14 protein-coding genes are annotated in these 16,895 nt (G+C 72.9%); 6 read left to right on the plus strand and 8 right to left on the minus strand.

Translation table 11 applies throughout. From position 1 onward, the window contains the following. The 3 genes from ACFZA0_RS26420 to ACFZA0_RS26430 all read left to right on the plus strand — a co-directional run. Window positions 1-372: phosphoadenosine phosphosulfate reductase family protein (locus ACFZA0_RS26420; RefSeq protein WP_391021396.1), on the plus strand; the 372-nt coding region annotated here is incomplete at its 5' end. A 2-nt stretch (window positions 373-374) separates the two neighbouring features. Beyond that, window positions 375-1,664 (plus strand): GTP-binding protein, encoded by a 1,290-nt coding sequence (locus ACFZA0_RS26425; protein ID WP_391021398.1) that lies wholly within the window; start codon window positions 375-377, stop codon window positions 1,662-1,664. A gap of 307 nt (window positions 1,665-1,971) precedes the next feature. Further along, window positions 1,972-2,424: an ATP-binding protein gene (locus ACFZA0_RS26430; protein ID WP_391021400.1), complete on the plus strand. Its 453-nt coding sequence runs from the start codon at window positions 1,972-1,974 to the stop codon at window positions 2,422-2,424. Here the strand turns inward: ACFZA0_RS26430 and ACFZA0_RS26435 are convergent. The 3 genes from ACFZA0_RS26435 to ACFZA0_RS26445 form a co-directional block, all read right to left on the minus strand. After that, window positions 2,384-3,823, minus strand: a complete 1,440-nt coding sequence (locus ACFZA0_RS26435) for an amino acid permease (RefSeq protein WP_391021823.1) — start codon at window positions 3,821-3,823, stop codon at window positions 2,384-2,386. The genes ACFZA0_RS26430 and ACFZA0_RS26435 overlap by 41 nt on opposite strands. 162 nt (window positions 3,824-3,985) lie before the next feature. Beyond that, the gene (gene argF / locus ACFZA0_RS26440; protein ID WP_391021402.1) at window positions 3,986-4,993 is read right to left on the minus strand and encodes an ornithine carbamoyltransferase; all 1,008 of its coding nucleotides are present in this window, start codon (window positions 4,991-4,993) and stop codon (window positions 3,986-3,988) included. 139 nt (window positions 4,994-5,132) lie between these two features. Next, window positions 5,133-6,356, minus strand: coding sequence for an arginine deiminase (locus ACFZA0_RS26445; protein ID WP_391021404.1), 1,224 nt, complete (start codon window positions 6,354-6,356; stop codon window positions 5,133-5,135). A gap of 198 nt (window positions 6,357-6,554) precedes the next feature. Here ACFZA0_RS26445 and ACFZA0_RS26450 point away from each other — a divergent pair, with 198 nt between their 5' ends. Both ACFZA0_RS26450 and ACFZA0_RS26455 read left to right on the plus strand, forming a co-directional pair. Next, entirely contained in the window at window positions 6,555-7,649 is a 1,095-nt protein-coding gene (locus ACFZA0_RS26450) for an SPFH domain-containing protein (protein ID WP_391021406.1), read from the plus strand. Beyond that, a complete protein-coding gene (locus tag ACFZA0_RS26455; RefSeq protein ID WP_391021408.1) occupies window positions 7,646-8,545 on the plus strand; it encodes a hypothetical protein in 900 nt (299 codons plus the stop codon). Before ACFZA0_RS26450 ends, ACFZA0_RS26455 begins: the two co-directional genes overlap by 4 nt. A 119-nt stretch (window positions 8,546-8,664) precedes the next feature. Here ACFZA0_RS26455 and ACFZA0_RS26460 read toward each other — a convergent pair whose 3' ends face one another. The 4 genes from ACFZA0_RS26460 to ACFZA0_RS26475 form a co-directional block, all read right to left on the minus strand. Further along, on the minus strand, window positions 8,665-11,214 hold the full coding sequence (locus ACFZA0_RS26460; protein WP_391021825.1) for a polynucleotide kinase-phosphatase: 2,550 nt from the start codon (window positions 11,212-11,214) through the stop codon (window positions 8,665-8,667). 110 nt (window positions 11,215-11,324) lie between these two features. Next, a complete protein-coding gene (locus ACFZA0_RS26465) occupies window positions 11,325-12,971 on the minus strand; it encodes a 3' terminal RNA ribose 2'-O-methyltransferase Hen1 (protein WP_391021410.1) in 1,647 nt (548 codons plus the stop codon). 54 nt (window positions 12,972-13,025) lie between these two features. Then, entirely contained in the window at window positions 13,026-13,952 is a 927-nt protein-coding gene (locus ACFZA0_RS26470; protein ID WP_391021412.1) for a DUF4232 domain-containing protein, read from the minus strand. Between the two features lie 306 nt (window positions 13,953-14,258). After that, window positions 14,259-15,182, minus strand: a complete 924-nt coding sequence (locus ACFZA0_RS26475; protein WP_391021415.1) for a TIGR03560 family F420-dependent LLM class oxidoreductase — start codon at window positions 15,180-15,182, stop codon at window positions 14,259-14,261. Between the two features lie 272 nt (window positions 15,183-15,454). Between ACFZA0_RS26475 and ACFZA0_RS26480 the strand changes: the two genes are divergently transcribed. After that, a complete protein-coding gene (locus ACFZA0_RS26480) occupies window positions 15,455-15,700 on the plus strand; it encodes a hypothetical protein (protein ID WP_391021840.1) in 246 nt (81 codons plus the stop codon). A gap of 168 nt (window positions 15,701-15,868) precedes the next feature. Here the strand turns inward: ACFZA0_RS26480 and ACFZA0_RS26485 are convergent, their stop codons facing one another. Further along, the gene (locus tag ACFZA0_RS26485; RefSeq protein WP_391021417.1) at window positions 15,869-16,807 is read right to left on the minus strand and encodes an aldo/keto reductase; all 939 of its coding nucleotides are present in this window, start codon (window positions 16,805-16,807) and stop codon (window positions 15,869-15,871) included. Window positions 16,808-16,895: the final 88 nt, after the last annotated feature.

Here is a 16,895-nt window from a genome sequence, read left to right on the forward strand (position 1 = left end):
CACGTCCGCGTCTTCCCCCTCTCCAACTGGACCGAACTCGACGTCTGGCAGTACATCGCCCGCGAGGGGATAACCCTCCCCGAGATCTACTTCGCCCACCGGCGCGAGGTCTTCGACCGCGGCGGCATGTGGCTGACGGCCGGCGAGTGGGGCGGGCCCAAGGACCACGAGACGGTCGTCAAGCGCCAGGTCCGCTACCGCACCGTCGGCGACATGTCCTGCACCGGCGCCGTCGACTCCGACGCCACGACCCTCGACCAGGTCATCGCCGAGATCGCCGCCTCCCGCCTCACCGAGCGCGGCGCCACCCGCGCCGACGACAAACTCTCCGAGGCCGCGATGGAAGACCGCAAGCGCGAGGGGTACTTCTAAAGATGTCCAGCACCACCAGCACCACCAGCACCGCCACCACCGTCCCGCCCGCCGGGACCACGGGTTCCGCCGGCGACACCGTCGACACCCTGCGGTTCGCGACGGCCGGCTCGGTCGACGACGGCAAGTCGACCCTCGTCGGCCGCCTGCTCCACGACTCCAAGTCGGTCCTCACCGACCAGCTCGAAGCCGTCGAACGCGCCTCCGCGAGCCGCGGCCAGGAAGCACCCGACCTCGCCCTCCTCACCGACGGCCTGCGCGCCGAACGCGAACAGGGCATCACCATCGACGTCGCCTACCGCTACTTCGCCACCCCCAGGCGCCGCTTCATCCTCGCCGACACCCCCGGCCACGTGCAGTACACCCGCAACATGGTCACCGGCGCCTCCACCGCGGAGCTCGCGATCATCCTGATCGACGCGCGCAACGGCGTCGTCGAGCAGACCCGGCGGCACGCCGCGGTGGCCGGACTGCTGCGGGTACCGAACGTCGTCGTCGCGGTCAACAAGATGGACCTCGTCGGTTACGAACAGGCCGTGTTCGAGCGCATCGTCGAGGACTTCGCGGGCCACGCGGCCCAGTTGGGCCTGCCCGGCTTCACGCCGATCCCGGTGTCCGCGCTCGTCGGCGACAACGTCGTCGACCGCTCCGCCCACATGGACTGGTACACCGGCCCCCCGCTCCTGGAATTCCTGGAGAGCGTGCCGGTCGGCACCGACCCGGTCGACGCGCCGGCCCGCTTCCCCGTGCAGTACGTGATTCGCGACGGCGACGACCGCCACTACGCCGGCCAGCTCGTCTCCGGCACCCTGCGCGTCGGCGACTCCGTGACCGTGCACCCGTCCGGCGAGACCTCCGTGATCGACGGCCTGGACGTCCTCGGCAGCGAGGTCGCGGCGGCGTACGCGCCGCAGTCGATCAGTGTGCGTCTCGCCGACCAGCGGGACGTGTCGCGCGGCGACATGATCACCGCGGGTGTCGACGCGCCCGCGCTCACCCAGGACGTGCGGGCCGCCGTCTGCCACCTCGCGGACCGGGCACTGCGGGTCGGCGACCGGGTCCTGCTCCGGCACACGACGCGGACCGTCAAGGCGATCGTCAAGGACATCGACGGCGCGGACGAACTCGTCGTCAACGATCTCGGCCGCGTCACCGTGCGCACCGCCGAGCCGCTGGCGCTCGACGAGTACGCGGTGTCGCGCCGTACGGGCGCGTTCCTGCTGATCGACCCAGCGGACGGCGCGACGCTGACCGCCGGGATGGTCGAGTCGGCGTTCGGCGCCGGTTCCTGAACGGCAGGCACCGAACGGCCGGGCCCCCGTTGCCGTCCCTCGCGGACGGACCGGGGGCTCCCGTGTGCCCGGAGCGGGGCGGGGGCGGTGCGGGGCGCGGAGAGCGACGGTCCGGTCACCGTGCGGCGGAGGCGGGTCACGGATCGTCGACAGGACGGTAACGGGGACGGCCGGGGTGCGCGAGGGACCGGCACAGCGGGTAGGCCGCGGGAAGCCGGGGCCGAAGGTCCCGGCCGGAGGCCGTCCGACGACTCTGACGACGGCGCCGTACCATTCCTAAGGTTGAAAGCAGGACAGCCTGCTCTCCATGAACGGACCCGTCGTGCACGAACCCCTCTCGCCCGCCGCCCTCTGGCGCATGGCGCTGCCGCACACCACGGCCGCCGTGCCGGTGGCCCGTGCCCTGGTGCGCACCGCGCTGTCCGAACTCGACCACGCGGCCGACCGCGACACGGCGGAGCTGCTCACGGCCGAGCTGGTCGCCAACGCCGTCGAGCACACCGCCGGTGACGCCCCGATAGAGCTGGTGGTCGAACTGCTGCCCACCGGCTGCCAGGTCGAGGTGCACGACACCGACCCGGCGCCGCCGCACGACCTGACCTGGCCCACCGACCCGAAGCCGGACCTGTGGCAGGAGGGCGGGCGCGGCCTGCTGCTGATCCGCACGCTGAGCGCGTCGTGCGGTCACCGCCCCACCGGGTCGGGCAAGGCGGTGTGGTTCACGCTCCCGGCGGTGCCGTCGCAGCGTCGTCCGCTGTAGCCGCCGCGAGGGCGAGCCGTGAGTGGCGGCGCCCGTAGAGGACGTAGACGAGGGCGCCGGCCACGAGGAACACCGCGAACTGCACCCAGGTCCGCCAGCCCGTCTCGTACATCAGGTACAGGCAGAAGGCCACGCCGAGCACCGGGACCACGGGGTACAGCGGCACCCGGAAGGACCGGGCGAGGTCCGGCTCGCGGCGGCGCAGCGCGATCACCGCGACGTTGACGGCGGCCATGGTGGCGAGCGTGCCGATCGTGCAGAGGTTCACCACGGAGTCCAGCCCGGCGAAGGCCGCGGGCAGCGCGAAGACGACGGCGACGATCACGGTTCCGGAGACGGGCGTCGCGGTCTTCGGGGAGACCCGTTCGAAGACGCGCGGGACGAGACCGTCGCGGGACATCGACAGCAGGATGCGGGTCTGGCCGTACATCACCGCGAGCACCACCGAGGCGATGGCCACGACCGCGCCGAACGCGATGACCGCGCCGCCGGCGGTGGAGCCGGTGACCTCGTTGACCACGTACGACAGCGCGGCGGGCCGGCCGCCGACGGCGTCGCCGCCGATGGCGCCGATCGCGGCGAGGGCGACCGCGCAGTACAGCAGGGTGACCAGGCCGATGCAGACGAGGATGGCGACGGGGATGTCCCGGCGCGGCTTCTTGGCCTCCTCGCCGGCCGTGGTGATCGCGTCGAAGCCGATGTACGAGAAGAAGGCGGCGGTGGTGCCCGCGCCGATGCCGCCGATCCCGGCCGGGGCGAACGGCGTGAGGTTGCCGTCCTCGAAGGCGGAGAACCCGATGGCGCAGAACGCGATCAGGATGGCGATCTTCAGCACGGCCATAGCGGCGGTGGCCCGCGCGCTCTCGCGCACACCGCGCACCAGGAGCACGGCGGCCATGGCGATGACGATCACCGCGGGCAGGTTCACGACGCCGCCGTCCCCGGCCCCGGCGGACAGCGCGGCGGGCAGTTGGTGGCCGGTGAGGCTGTGCAGGAGTTCGTTGACGTACTGGCTCCAGCCGACGGCGACGGCGGACACGGACACGCCGTACTCCAGGAGCAGGCACCAGCCGACGAGGAACGCGGTGGTCTCGCCGAGCCCCGCGTAGGCGAAGGAGTACGAGGAGCCGGAGACGGGGATCGCGCCGCCGAGTTCGGCGAACGCGAAGGCGGTGAGGACGCAGGTGATCGCGGCGAGCACGAACGAGACGACGACCGCGGGGCCGGCCTTGGACACCGAGTCGGACAGGCCGACGAAGATGCCGGTGCCGACGATGGCGCCGACGCCGAAGCAGACGAGCTGGAAGAGGCCCATCGTGCGGCGCAGACCGTGGCCCTCGCGGTCGGCGCCGGACTCGGCGAGGAGGAGCTGGGGGGACTTGAACCGGTGGCCGGACATGCCGGAACCGGACGTGCGGGGGCTGGACATGTGGGGGGCGGTGCTCGTTTCTGGTGGTACGGGTGCGACCGGGTGGGGGGTGCGTGGGGGAGGTCGCGCGGCGGCCGGGCGGGGGTTTCCGGCCGCCGTTCAGGATAGGGCCTGCGGGGTGGCCCGCCGGTGTCAGGCGAGGGTGGCGACCAGGACGGCCTTGATGGTGTGCAGGCGGTTCTCCGCCTGGTCGAAGACGACCGAGTGGGCCGACTCGAAGACCTCGTCGGTGACTTCGAGGCTGTCCACGCCGTGGCTCTCGTGGAGTTCGCGGCCGACCTTCGTGCCCAGGTCGTGGAAGGCGGGCAGGCAGTGCAGGAACTTCACGTCCGGGTTGCCGGTGGCGCGCAGCACGTCCATGGTCACCGCGTACGGGGAGAGCGAGGCGATCCGCTCGTCCCACACCTCCTTGGGCTCGCCCATGGAGACCCAGACGTCGGTGGCGACGAAGTCGGCGCCCGCGACGCCCTCGGCGACGTCCTCGGTGAGGGTGATCCGGGCGCCGCTCTCCGCGGCGAGGGCCTGCGCCCGGTCGACGATCTCCTGGGCGGGCCAGTACGACTTGGGGGCGACCATGCGCACGTCCATGCCGAGCAGGGCACCGGTGACCAGGTACGAGTTGCCCATGTTGAAGCGGGCGTCGCCGAGGTAGGCGAACGCGGTCTCGCGCAGCGGGCGGGTGCCGTGCTCGGTCATGGTGAGGACGTCGGCGAGCATCTGCGTGGGGTGCCAGTCGTCGGTGAGGCCGTTGTAGACGGGGACGCCCGCGTGGGCGCCGAGTTCCTCGACGGCTGCCTGGCTGTCGCCGCGGTACTCGATCGCGTCGAACATGCGGCCGAGCACGCGGGCGGTGTCCTTCACGGACTCCTTGTGCCCGATCTGCGAGCCCGACGGGTCGAGGTAGGTGGTCGACGCGCCCTGGTCGGCGGCGGCGACCTCGAAGGCGCACCGGGTGCGGGTCGAGGTCTTCTCGAAGATCAGGGCGATGTTGCGGCCCTGGAGACGGCGCTGCTCGGTCCCTGCCTTCTTGGCGGCCTTCAGCTCGGCGGCCAGCTCGACCAGACCGCGGAACTCGTCCTCGGTGAAGTCGAGCTCCTTGAGGAAGTGGCGGCCGGCGAGGGCGGTCGGGACTGTCGCCATGGGAGCGCTCCAAGACATACGGGGGCAGGTACGGGGGGATGGAAATTGAAATTATATACGTAGAGCGGCAAATCTATACAGCCCGTCGTCCTCCGCCGTCGCCCTCCGCCCGTCCTCCGCCGCCGCCGCGTGACGTCGCTCACGCCGGGTCCCGCTCGACGGGGCAGCTCATGCAGCGCGGACCGCCGCGTCCGCGCCCCAGTTCGCTGCCGGGGATCTCGATGACCTCGATGCCGCGCTTGCGCAGGTGGGTGTTGGTCGTGGCGTTGCGCTCGTAGGCGACGACCACCCCGGGCTCGACGGCCAGGACGTTGCAGCCGTCGTCCCACTGCTCGCGCTCGGCCGCGTGCACGTCCTGCGTCGCCGTCAGCACGCGGATCTCCTGGAGGCCGAGGGCGGCGGCGATGGCCCGGTGCATGTGCTCGGGCGGATGGTCGGTCACCTTCAACTCCTTTTCCCCCACGCCCGGTTCGATGGTGTAGGAGCGGAGCATGCCGAGGCCCGCGTACTGCGTGAACGTGTCGCCGTCGACCATCGTCATCACCGTGTCGAGGTGCATGAAGGCCCGCCCCTTGGGCATGTCGAGGGCCACGATCGTCTCGGCGGAGCCCGCCGCGAACAGCTTGTGCGCGAGCATCTCGACGGCCTGCGGGGTGGTGCGCTCGCTCATCCCGATGAGGACGGCGCCCCTGCCGATGACCAGGACGTCGCCGCCCTCGATGGTGGACGGATAGGCGGCCTGCCCCTCGGACCACACGTGGAACCTCTCCCGCGCGAACAGCGGGTGGTGCCGGTAGATCGCCTCGAAGTGGACGGTCTCCCGGCGCCGGGCCGGCCACCGCATCGCGTTGACGGAGACGCCGTCGTAGATCCAGGCGGACGTGTCGCGGGTGAACAGGTGGTTGGGCAGCGGCCCGAGCAGGAAGTCGTCCAGGTCCATGACGTGGAAGCGCACGGACGCCGGTTCGGGATGGGCGTCGAGGAACTCCCGTTTGGTCATGCCGCCGACCAGGGCCTCGGCGAGTTCGCCTGCGGGCAGGTTCTCGAAGGCGGCGCGCAGGTGGTCGGTGGCGAGCGGACCGTACTCCTTCTCGTCGAAGACGCGGTCGAGGACCAGGGTGCGGGCCTCGCCGATCTCCAGGGTCTCGGTGAGCAGGTCGCCGAAGAGGTGGACGGCGACGCCCCGGTCGCGCAGCACGTCCGCGAACCCGTCGTGCTCGGCGCGCGCCCGGCGCACCCACAGCAGGTCGTCGAAGAGGAGGGCGTCCTTGTTGGTGGGGGTGAGCCGTTTGAGTTCGAGATCCGGCCGGTGCAGGATCACGCGGCGCAGCCGCCCGGTTTCGGAGTCGACGTGGAATCCCATGGTTCCATCCTGACCACCGGGGGCCGGATTCACCCACGGCTCGCCCGTATCCGCGGGATCCGGCGCCCCTCGGCGCGGTCCGCGCACCCCTCACCATTCTCGTCCCCTTGACGATAAGCGGCACCTCCCCTTATCGTCATAGAGACGAGATCGAACGCCGGGCCGCGCGCCCGCCACCACGGAGAACCGGGGACACCCATGGCCGACATCACCCGCCGTTTCGGCTGGCGCCACCTGCGCGGCGCGCCGACGGCCCACATCCGCCACCACCGCGCGGGCACCCTGGCGCACGACGGCACCGGACTCAGCTTCTGGTACCGGGCGTTGAGCTCCACGCTCTCCGAAATACCCGTCGACGACCGCGAGTTGACGATGACCTTCCACGCCCGGACCTCCGACTTCCAGGACGTCTCCGTACAGGCGACCGTCACCTACCGCGTCAGCGACCCGGCCGTCGCGGCGGCCCGCATCGACTTCTCCGTCGACCCCGACACCGGTGTCTGGCGCGGCGCCCCGCTGGAGCAGCTCGGCACGCTGCTCACCGAGACCGCTCAGCAGCACGCGCTGGAAGTACTCGCCCGCACCTCCCTCGCCGCCGCCCTCGCCGACGGGGTCAGCTCCGTGCGCGAGCGCGTCGCGGCGGGACTCGCGGCCGAACCCCGGCTGCCGGCCACCGGCATCGACGTCGTCGCCGTCCGCGTGGTGGCGCTGCGCCCGGAGCCCGAGGTGGAACGCGCGCTGCGCACCCCCGCCCGCGAACAGATCCAGCAGGAGGCCGACCGCGCCACCTACGAACGCCGGGCCGTCGCCGTCGAGCGCGAACGGGCCATCGCCGAGAACGAGTTGGCCAGCAAAATCGAACTCGCCCGCCGCGAGGAGCAGTTGGTCGACCAGCACGGGACCAACGCCCGCCGGGAGGCCGAGGAGCAGGCCGCGGCCGACGCCGTGCGCGCCGGCGCCGAGGCGGCCCGCGCGGTCCGCCTCGCCGACGCGGAGGCCACGCGCACCGAACGTCTCGCCGAGGCGGAGGCCGCACGTTCCGTACGGCTGGCCAGGGCCGAGGCCGAGGGTGCCCGCGAGGTGGGCGAGGCGCGGGCCCAGGCACAGGCGGCCTGGCTGCGCGTGCACTCCGAGGTCGACGTCGCCACGCTGCACGCGCTCACCGGCACCCGGCTCGCGGAGAACCTGCCGCGCATCGACAGCGTCACCGTCTCCCCCGACGTGCTCACCGGCCTGCTCGCGAAGCTGGGCGGTGCCGACGGCGCCGGGCACGGCGACGGGGACCGGGCGTGAGCCTCGCCCCGCGCGTCGTGCTCGTCCACCGCACCACGGAGTACGAGGAGTTGGTGGCCCGGCACGGCACGCACGGGCAGGCCGCGTTCTTCCTCTCCTCCCGCGGCCGGGACATCGAGGAGGTCGCCCACCGGCACCACCTCGCCCGGCGCGCACTGGCCGAGGTGACGGCCGCGATCCCCCTGACGTTGCGTCAGGCCCTGGTGGAACGTGCCGACCTGGACCGTTTCCTGTTCGCACCGGAGGACGTGGTGGTCGTGGTCGGCCAGGACGGTCTCGTCGCGAACGCCGCCAAGTACCTCGCCGGGCAGCCCGTGGTCGGCATCGACGCCGAACCCGGCCGCAATCCCGGCGTCCTCGTCCGGCACCGGGCGGCCGACGCCGCCGGGCTGCTCCCCGAGGTCGTCGCCGACCGGGTGGCCGTGGCCGGACTGACCATGGTCGAGGCGGTCACCGACGACGCCCAACGGCTGGTCGCGCTCAACGAGATCTACCTCGGCGCCCCCGGCCACCAGACCGCCCGCTACCGCCTGGGGCTCGACGGCGACAGGGGTGCCGTCGAGTCCCAGGCCTCCTCCGGCGTGCTGGTGGGCACCGGCACCGGGGCCACCGGCTGGCTGCGGTCGGTCTGGCAGGAACGCCACAGCGTGCTGCCGCTGCCCGGCCCCGCGGACGACCGGCTGCTGTGGTTCGTCCGCGAGGCGTGGCCCTCCCCCGCCACCGGCACGTCCCTGGTCTCCGGCGACCTCGCCGCGCGGCGGCGGCTGACCGTGACCGTCGAGTCGGAACGCCTGGTCGCCTTCGGGGACGGCATGGAGGCCGACGCCGTCGAACTCACCTGGGGGCAGACGGTCCGGGTCGGGGTGTGCGAGGAGCGGCTGCGGCTGGTGGGGTGAGGAGCGCGGTCCCCGCCGGCCCAGCCCGCGGCCGGGCCCCGCACCCCGCCCTACCCCACCCCACCCCACCCCACCCCGCTCCGGCTCGCGGCACTCCCCGGCGGGCGTCAACTCCCCTGTCACAGACGGGGGTCGACCGGCTCCGACTCCAGGGCGAGGACCGCGAAGACCGCCTCGTGCACACGCCACAGCGGCTCTCCGTCCGCGAGCCGGTCCAGCGCCTCCAGGCCCAGCGCGTACTCCCGGACCGCCAGCGAACGCTTGTGGTTCAGGAAACGCCCGCGCAGCCTGGCCAGGTTCTCCGGCCGGGTGTACTCCGGACCGTAGATGATCCGCAGGTACTCGCGGCCCCGGCACTTGATGCCCGGCTGGACCAGCCGGCCCTTCTCGCCGCGCACCAGCGCGCCGAGCGGCTTGACGACCATGCCCTCGCCGCCCCGCCCCGTCATCTCCAGCCACCAGTCCACGCCCGCCCGTACGGACTCCGGGTCCCCGGTGTCCACGTACAGCCGCCGCGTCGTCCGCAGCAGACCGCTGCCGTCGTGCTCGACCAACCGGTCCAGCAGCGCGAGCTGTTCGTCGTGCGGCAGTCCCGCGAGGCTGCGGCCCTCGGTGGCCAGGAGCTGGAACGGGGCCAGCAGCACGCCGTCCAGACCCTCCGTCCGCCAGCAGTAGCGCCGGTACGCGTCGGTGAACGCGGCCGCGTCGGCGGCCCGTTCGCGCTGCCGGGCCAGCAGGTCCGTCACGTCCACACCTCGCCCGCCGGCCGCCCCGAGCGCGGACAGCACCGCCGGGAACACCGCGCCGGACGCCGCGCCCACCGCCGCGTACTGCGTGCGCAGCAGCCCCTGGGCCTTGAGCGACCACGGCATCAACTCGGCGTCCAGCAGCAGCCAGTCGGTCTCCAGCTCCGCCCACAGCCCCGCCGCGTCGGCCGCCGACCGCAGCCGTCCGAGGATCTCCTCGGTCACCGCCGCGTCGTCGAAGAACGGACGGCCGGTGCGCGTGTACAGCGAACCCGTCGGACCGTCCTCGACGCCGAAGCGCGCCCGCGCGGTCTCCGCGTCCCGGCACACCAGCGCCACCGCCCGCGAACCCATGTGCTTCTCCTCGCACACGACCCGCGCGACCCCGTCCTCGGCGTACTGCCGGAACGCCTCCGCCGGGTGTTCCAGGTAACCCTCCTGGTGCGAGGTCGCGGTGGGCGCCATCGTCGGCGGCAGGTACGGCAGCAGCCGCGGGTCCACCGCGAAGCGGCTCATCACCTCCAGTGCCGCCGCCGCGTTCTCCTCGCGGACGCCGACCCGGCCGGCGTGCCGCGTCTCGACACCGCGCCGCCCGTGCACGTCCGTCAGGTCCAGCGGACGCCCCTCCCGGCCGCCGGGCGCCTCGGTGCGCAGCGGCCGGGCCGGCTCGTACCAGACCTTCTCGGCGTCCACGCCGACGAGTTCGCGCTCCGGCCAGCGCAGCGCGGTGAGCCGGCCGCCGAAGACCGCGCCGGTGTCCAGGCAGATCGTGTTGTTGAGCCAGGTCGCCTCGGGCACGGGGGTGTGCCCGTACACGACCGCGGCACGGCCCCGGTAGTCCTCCGCCCACGGGTAGCGCACGGGCAGGCCGAACTCGTCGGTCTCACCGGTGGTGTCGCCGTACAGCGCATGCGAGCGCACCCGGCCGGACGTGCGGCCGTGGTACTTCTCCGGCAGACCCGCGTGGCACACCACGAGCCTGCCGCCGTCGAGGACGTAGTGGCTGACGAGCCCGTCGATGAACTCCCTCACCTGCGCGCGGAACTCGTCGCTCTCCCGGTCCATCTGCTCGATGGTCTCGGCGAGGCCGTGGGTGTGCTGGACGTTGCGGCCCTTGAGGAAGCGGCCGTACTTGTTCTCGTGGTTGCCGGGCACGCACAGCGCGTTGCCGGAGCCCACCATCGACATCACCCGGCGCAGCACCCCCGGGCTGTCGGGGCCGCGGTCGACGAGGTCGCCCACGAACACGGCGGTCCGGCCCGCCGGGTGTACACCGTCCACGTAGCCCAACTTGGCCAGCAGCGACTCCAGTTCGGAGGCGCAGCCGTGGACGTCGCCGACGATGTCGAACGGGCCGGTGAGGTGCGTCAGGTCGTTGAACCGCCTCTCGGTGACGACGGTGGCGTTCTCCGCCTCCGCGACGCCGCGCAGCACGTGCACCTTGCGGAAGCCCTCACGCTCCAAGTGGCGTACCGAGCGCTTGAGTTCGCGGACGTGGCGCTGCACGACCCGGCGCGGCATGTCGGCCCGGTCGGTGCGGTGCGCGTTGCGTTCGGCGCACACCTCCTCGGGCACGTCGAGCACGACGGCGATCGGCAGCACGTCGTACTTCCGTGCCAGCTCGATCAGTTGACGCCGGCTGTCCTGCTGGACGCTCGTCGCGTCGACGACGGTGCGACGGCCGGCGGCGAGCCGCTTGCCCGCGATGTAGTGCAGCACGTCGAAGGCGTCACGCGTCGCGCTCTGGTCGTTCTCGTCGTCCGAGACGAGCCCTCGGCAGAAGTCCGAGGAGATCACCTCGGTGGGCTTGAAGTGCCGCCGCGCGAAGGTGGACTTGCCGGAGCCGGAGGCACCGATCAGCACGACGAGGGAAAGGTCGGTGACGGGAAGGACACGGCCGGCGGGTGCCGTTTCGGCCGACATACCGGCGGACGTACCGGCGGACGTCCCTGCCTGGCTCCGAGCCTGGCTCCGGGCCTGGGACCCTGCCGGGTTCTCGTCCGCGTTCTCGTCCGGGTTCGGGTGCGTGGTGGTCATGCTGCCTTCTCCTCCCTCTTTCGCTCGTGGTCAGCTGTCGTCGGCCGTGCGTTCCCGCCGTCCGCGGGGGCGAGGGTGAACGCCGCGAGCTGCGTGGGCGGCCCGACCTCCGGGTCGTCCGGGCCCACCGCCACGAACTCGACGTCGTAGCCGTGCCGTTCGGACACCGCCGTCGCCCAGGCACGGAACTCGGCGCGCGTCCACTCGAAGCGGTGGTCGCCGTGCCGGGCGTGCCCCGTGGGCAGCGTCTCCCAACGGACGTTGTACTCGACGTTCGGCGTCGTCACGATCACCGTGCGCGGACGCGCCGAACCGAACACCGCGTACTCCAGCGCGGGCAGCCGCGGCAGGTCGAGGTGCTCGATCACCTCGCTGAGCACGGCCGCGTCGTACCCCTTGAGCCGCTTGTCGTTGTAGACCAGCGAGCCCTGCAACAGCCGGACGCGCGACGCCTGCCGCTCGCCCATCCGGTCCAGCTTGAGCCGCCGGGAGGCGATGGTGAGCGCACGCATCGACACGTCGACACCGACGACCTCGGTGAACAGGGGCTCCTTGAGCAGCGCCTGCACCAACTGGCCCTGCCCGCAGCCGAGGTCGAGCACCCGCCCGGCGCCGGCGGCCCGCAGGGCGTGCAGGATCGCGTCCCGACGGAGCACGGCGAGGGGCGTCGGCCTCCCGGGGGCGTCCGCTGCCTCCGGCGTGCCCTCCGCGGTCGGGGCGGTTTCTGCGTCCTCGGCTGCTGCCACCCCTGCTTCGGCGGTCGTCGCGGCTGCCCGCGCCTGCGGGGTTCCCGTGCCGTCGGACGCCTCGGCCGGGTCCGGGTCCGGTTCGTCGGCGACCGCGTTGTCGATCTGCTCGACCTGCGTGTCGTCCGCCTCCGCCAGGCGCACCAGTTCCAGCCGCTCGGTCGCCTGCCGGGTCAGGGACCAACGGCGGGACAGGTAGCGGTTGGTGATCAGCCGCTGCTCCGGATGCCCGGCCAGCCAGCCCTCGCCCGACCGCAGCAGCTTGTCCACCTCGTCGTCGGAGACCCAGTAGTGCTTGGCGTCGTCGAGCACCGGCAGCAGTACGTACAGATGACGCAGCGCCTCGGCGAGGGTGAGCGTGCGCGACTCCAGCACGAGACTCACGTAGCGCGAGTCGCCCCAGTCGGGGAACTCCGTGTCCAGCGGCACCGGTTCGACGGCGACCGTCCAGCCCAGCGGCTCGAACAGGGCGCGCACCAGCCCGGGACCGCCGCGGGCGGGCAGTGCCGGCACCTCGACGCGCAACGGCAGTGCCCGCGCCGGGAGTTCGGGCCGGGCGGCGCAGACGCCCTTCACCGCGCTGGAGAAGACGTTGCCGAGTGCCACCGCGAGCAGCGAAGAGGCCGCGTACGGGCGGTCGTTGACGTACTGGGCGAGCGCCGCGTCGGGGGCGCCGCCCCGTCCCTTGCCCTTTCCGCGCCGCACCAGCGCCACCGCGTCGATCTCAAGGAGCAACGCGGCCGTGCAGCGGTCGGCGTCGGCCTCGGGGTAGACGACGTGCGCGGTGCCGAAGGAGGTCGAGAACGCCTGCGCCTTGTCGGGATGCTTGTGCAACAGGAAACCGAGGTCGGTGGCGGGGCGCTCCGGGGTGCCTGTGGTGCTGATCGTCAGGAGCATGTGTCCGAGTCTCGCCGTCGCTCCACCCGTTGACCACCGGTTTTCCCCTTTCCGTCAGCCGGTGGCGGGCTTCCAGGCGCTCACCCCGAGCTTGCCCGTCGTGCCGAGGTCGAGGTGCGGGGTCACCATCACGGGCGCGGCGCCGGCCTTCGCCCGGACCTCGACGTACGGCACGTTCACCGCGGTGCCGGAGCCCGTGGTGTTGCGCCACATGATCCCCGCCGTGGCACTCTGACCGGGCGCGAGCGTCACGGGGGCCGGCGGGGCGTCGAAGCCGTCCAGGAGGGCGACGCCCTTTCCGCCCTCGACGACCTTGACGCCGTCCACCGGTTCGCGCCCGTCGTCGAGGAGTGTCAACTGCGGGTAGCCGTCGAGGTGGTAGGGGCTGCTGCCGCAGTTCACCACGGTCAGACCGACGACGCGCAGACCCATCGCGGCGTCCCCGTCGTCGGCGGTGATCCGCACCCCGGACGCTGGACACGGCCCGGCCGCACCCGGCGCCTCGTCCAGGGGGACGCGCGTGACCCCGCTGACGTGGACGCCGACGATCGCCGGCATGCCCGGCACGGCGGACCCGGGACGGACGGTCCCGCGCACCGTGGCGCCCGCCCGCACGGTCACCTTCTCCTTCACCACGGACATCGCCCCGCCCTCACGGTCCGTGAAGGTGAACGTGACCGTGTAGACCATCGCCGAGGTGTCGTGATTGGTGACCTCGTAGACGGCGGACAGGGCGTTCGGAGCGGGCGCGGAGGAATCCCCGGATCCCCCGGATCCCCCCGATCCCCCGGATCCCCCGGATCCCTCGGACTCCCCGCTCCCGGTTTCGCCGGTCGAAGACGCCCCGTACTCGGCGAAGCCGCTGGAGGACAGCGCGTCGGGCCTGACGACGTACGGTGACGGGTCCGGCGTCGAAGCCGCCGCCGACGTCGCCGCGGCGGAGGCGGACGCCGCCGGGGAAGAAGGGACGTCGACCCGCACGATCCTTACGCCGTCGGTCTCCGGGCCGGGAGACGAGCTGCCCGACGGACGCCCGCCCGGCTCCGCCCGCACTCCGGCGGCGTCCGACCCACCGACCCGATCGCTGCCGCACCCGGTGAGGAGCAGCGCACAGGCGAGGGCGGGAAAGAGGGGGAGTACGACGCGGTGGCGCAAGGCTGTTCCTCCGTGGTGGCGGGCGGCGGAAGGACACGGGGGTTCCGGGTGACCGGCCGGCGACTCCGCCCGGCCGGCCACCGATCGGCGGCCCTCACGTGTCAACGGCCCACCACCGTACAGCCGTTCGGATCAAGCGAGCTGCGACTGGACCTGCGCCGAGATGAGTTCCAGGTGGTCGAGGTCGTGCAGGTCGAGCACCTGGAGGTAGATGCGCCGGGCGCCGATCTCCGCGTACCGGCCGATCCTGTCCACGACTTCGGCGGGCGAACCGGCGAGGCCGTTGGCCTTCAGCTCGTCGACGTCGCGGCCGATCACGGCGGCCCGGCGGGCGACTTCCTGGTCGTCACGGCCGACGCAGACGACGAGCGCGTTGGAGTAGACGAGGTCGTCGGCGCCCCGGCCGGCCTCCTCCGCCGCGGCGCGGACCCGCCCGAACTGCCGCTCGCTGTCCTCGACCGAGGCGAACGGGATGTTGAACTCGTCCGCGTACTGGGCGGCGAGCCGCGGCGTGCGGGTCGCCCCGTGCCCGCCGATGAGGACCGGCACCTTGGCCTGCGCCGGCTTCGGCAGCGCGGGCGAGTTGGTCAGGTCGTAGAACTTGCCGTGGAAGTCGAAGGTCTTGCCGGCCCCGGTCGCCCAGAGCCCGGTGACGATGGCGAGCTGCTCCTCCAGACGGCCGATCTTCTCCTTCGGGAAGGGGATGCCGTACGCCGTGTGCTCCTCCTCGAACCAGCCCGCGCCCAGGCCGAGTTCGACACGTCCGCCGGACATCTGGTCGACCTGCGCGACCTGGATGGCGAGGACGCCGGGCAGCCGGAAGGTGCCCGCGGTCATCAGCGTGCCGAGCCGGATCCGCTTCGTCTCGCGGGCGAGCCCGGCGAGGGTGATCCAGGCGTCGGTGGGGCCGGGCAGGCCGTCGGCCGAACCCATGTGGAGGTAGTGGTCCGAGCGGAAGAATGCGTCGAACCCGAGCTCCTCGGTGGCCTTCGCCACGGTGAGCAGGTCGTCGTAGGTGGCCCCCTGCTGGGGCTCGGTGAAGATGCGGAGATCCATGTCTCCATCCTGCACGCTCACTGCCGGGCGGGCCCCACCGCCACCGGCGCCCCCTGCCCGCCGTGCTCGGTGCGCCCGCCGCGCCCGGTGTCCACGGGCGGGTGAATGTCGTCAACCGCGCGCCCGGCCGCCGCCCGCGCCAGTGTCCCGTCCCGGCGGTGATCGTTGGCTCGGGCGGAGCCGGACCGCCCGGCACCCACGCCCGGTTGACCAGCACCGGAGCGTCACCGCAGCGGCCTCCCCGAGGGGGGCCGGGGGCCGAGGAGGCCGTCATGTCCGAAGAATCCGTACCGCAGCAGGGTGGCCCCGCCCAGCCCAAGGGGCTGCTGCAGCAGATGGAGGAACTGATGGCGGCCCTGAACGCGGAGCTGTCCGACCTCGGCGCGGACCTCGGCGCTGCCCCCGGCCCTGATCTCCAGCCGACGGGCGGCGGGGACGCGGGGAGCGCCGGTAACGCGGGAGGGGGCAGGGGGGCGACCGGGGCAGGGGCAGGGGCAGGCTCGGGGGCCGGGGCGTAGGCGGGTTCCCGGTCCCCCAACCGTCCGGGCGGGTCACCCCGGTTCCGGTCCGCCCGGCTCCGCGACGGTTCAGGCTCGCCCCGCCCTGGCTCCGCGACGGTGGACGAATCCGCGCGAGCCTCCGACATCCGCCATCCACCATCCGCGGCGACCCGTCCGCCCGACCGCTCAGCCGATGCGGCCCGGCGCCGCGAGGCCGTCGAGCTCGGTGATCGCGGACGCGGGCAGCACCACGTCCCCCGCCGCGAGGTTCTCTCCGAGGTGGGCCGGGTTGGACGTGCCCGGGATGAGGAGCGTGCCGTCGTAGTGGGCGAGCAGCCAGGCGAGGGCAACCTGGGCGGGCGTGGCGCCGAGTTCCGTCGCCAGGGCCACCACCGTGGGGTTCTCGGTGGCCTTCGGCAGCCCCGGGAAGGCGGAGCCCAGCGGGAAGAACGGCACCCACGCGATGCCGTGCTCGCGGCACAGGTCGAGGACGGGTTCCGCCGAGCGGTCGAGGACGCTGTAGCCGTTCTGCACGCACACGATCCCCGCGGGCAGCGCGGCACGCAGCGTGTCCGCGTCGACGGCGCTCAGGCCGATCCCGCCGAGCTTGCCCTCGTCCCGCAGCGCCGACAGTTCGGCGAGCTGACTGTCGAGGTCGACGCGCTGGTCCCCCTCGGCGATCAGCCCCGGGGGGATGTCGAGCCGACGGAGGTTGACCACCGCGAGCCGTTCGACACCGAGCGCGGTGAGGTTCGCCTCGACCTGGCGGCGCAGTTCCCCGGGACGCTGCGCGGGGACAAGCCCGCCGTCGGGGCCATTGTCCGCGCCCACCTTGCTGACCAGGGCCAGGTCGTCGGGATAGGGCGCCAGGGCGGTGCGGATGCGGTCGTTGCAGATGCCGGCGCCGTAGAACTGCGCGGTGTCGATGTGGTTCACGCCGGCTGCGACCACCGCGCGCAGCACTGCGGTGGCCTCCCTATCGCCGGTCGAGCCCTCCAACTGCATGGCGCCGAAGCCGATGCGTGCGACCGCGTGGTCACCGAGCTTCGCCGTGCCGCCGGGCCGGGCGGGAGAGGGGGTGGGGGTGGGGTCCGAGGGTGAGGAGGAGGACGAGGAGGTCGTCACGGGGGTGCTCCTGACATGGCAGGGATATGTGCGTGCGACAGCGCGGGGAGTGAACGGCGCACGGAGGCACGCGGGAGGGGCCGCCGCC

It is taken from the genome of Streptomyces sp. NPDC008150 (assembly GCF_042956945.1).
Classification (GTDB): domain Bacteria; phylum Actinomycetota; class Actinomycetes; order Streptomycetales; family Streptomycetaceae; genus Streptomyces.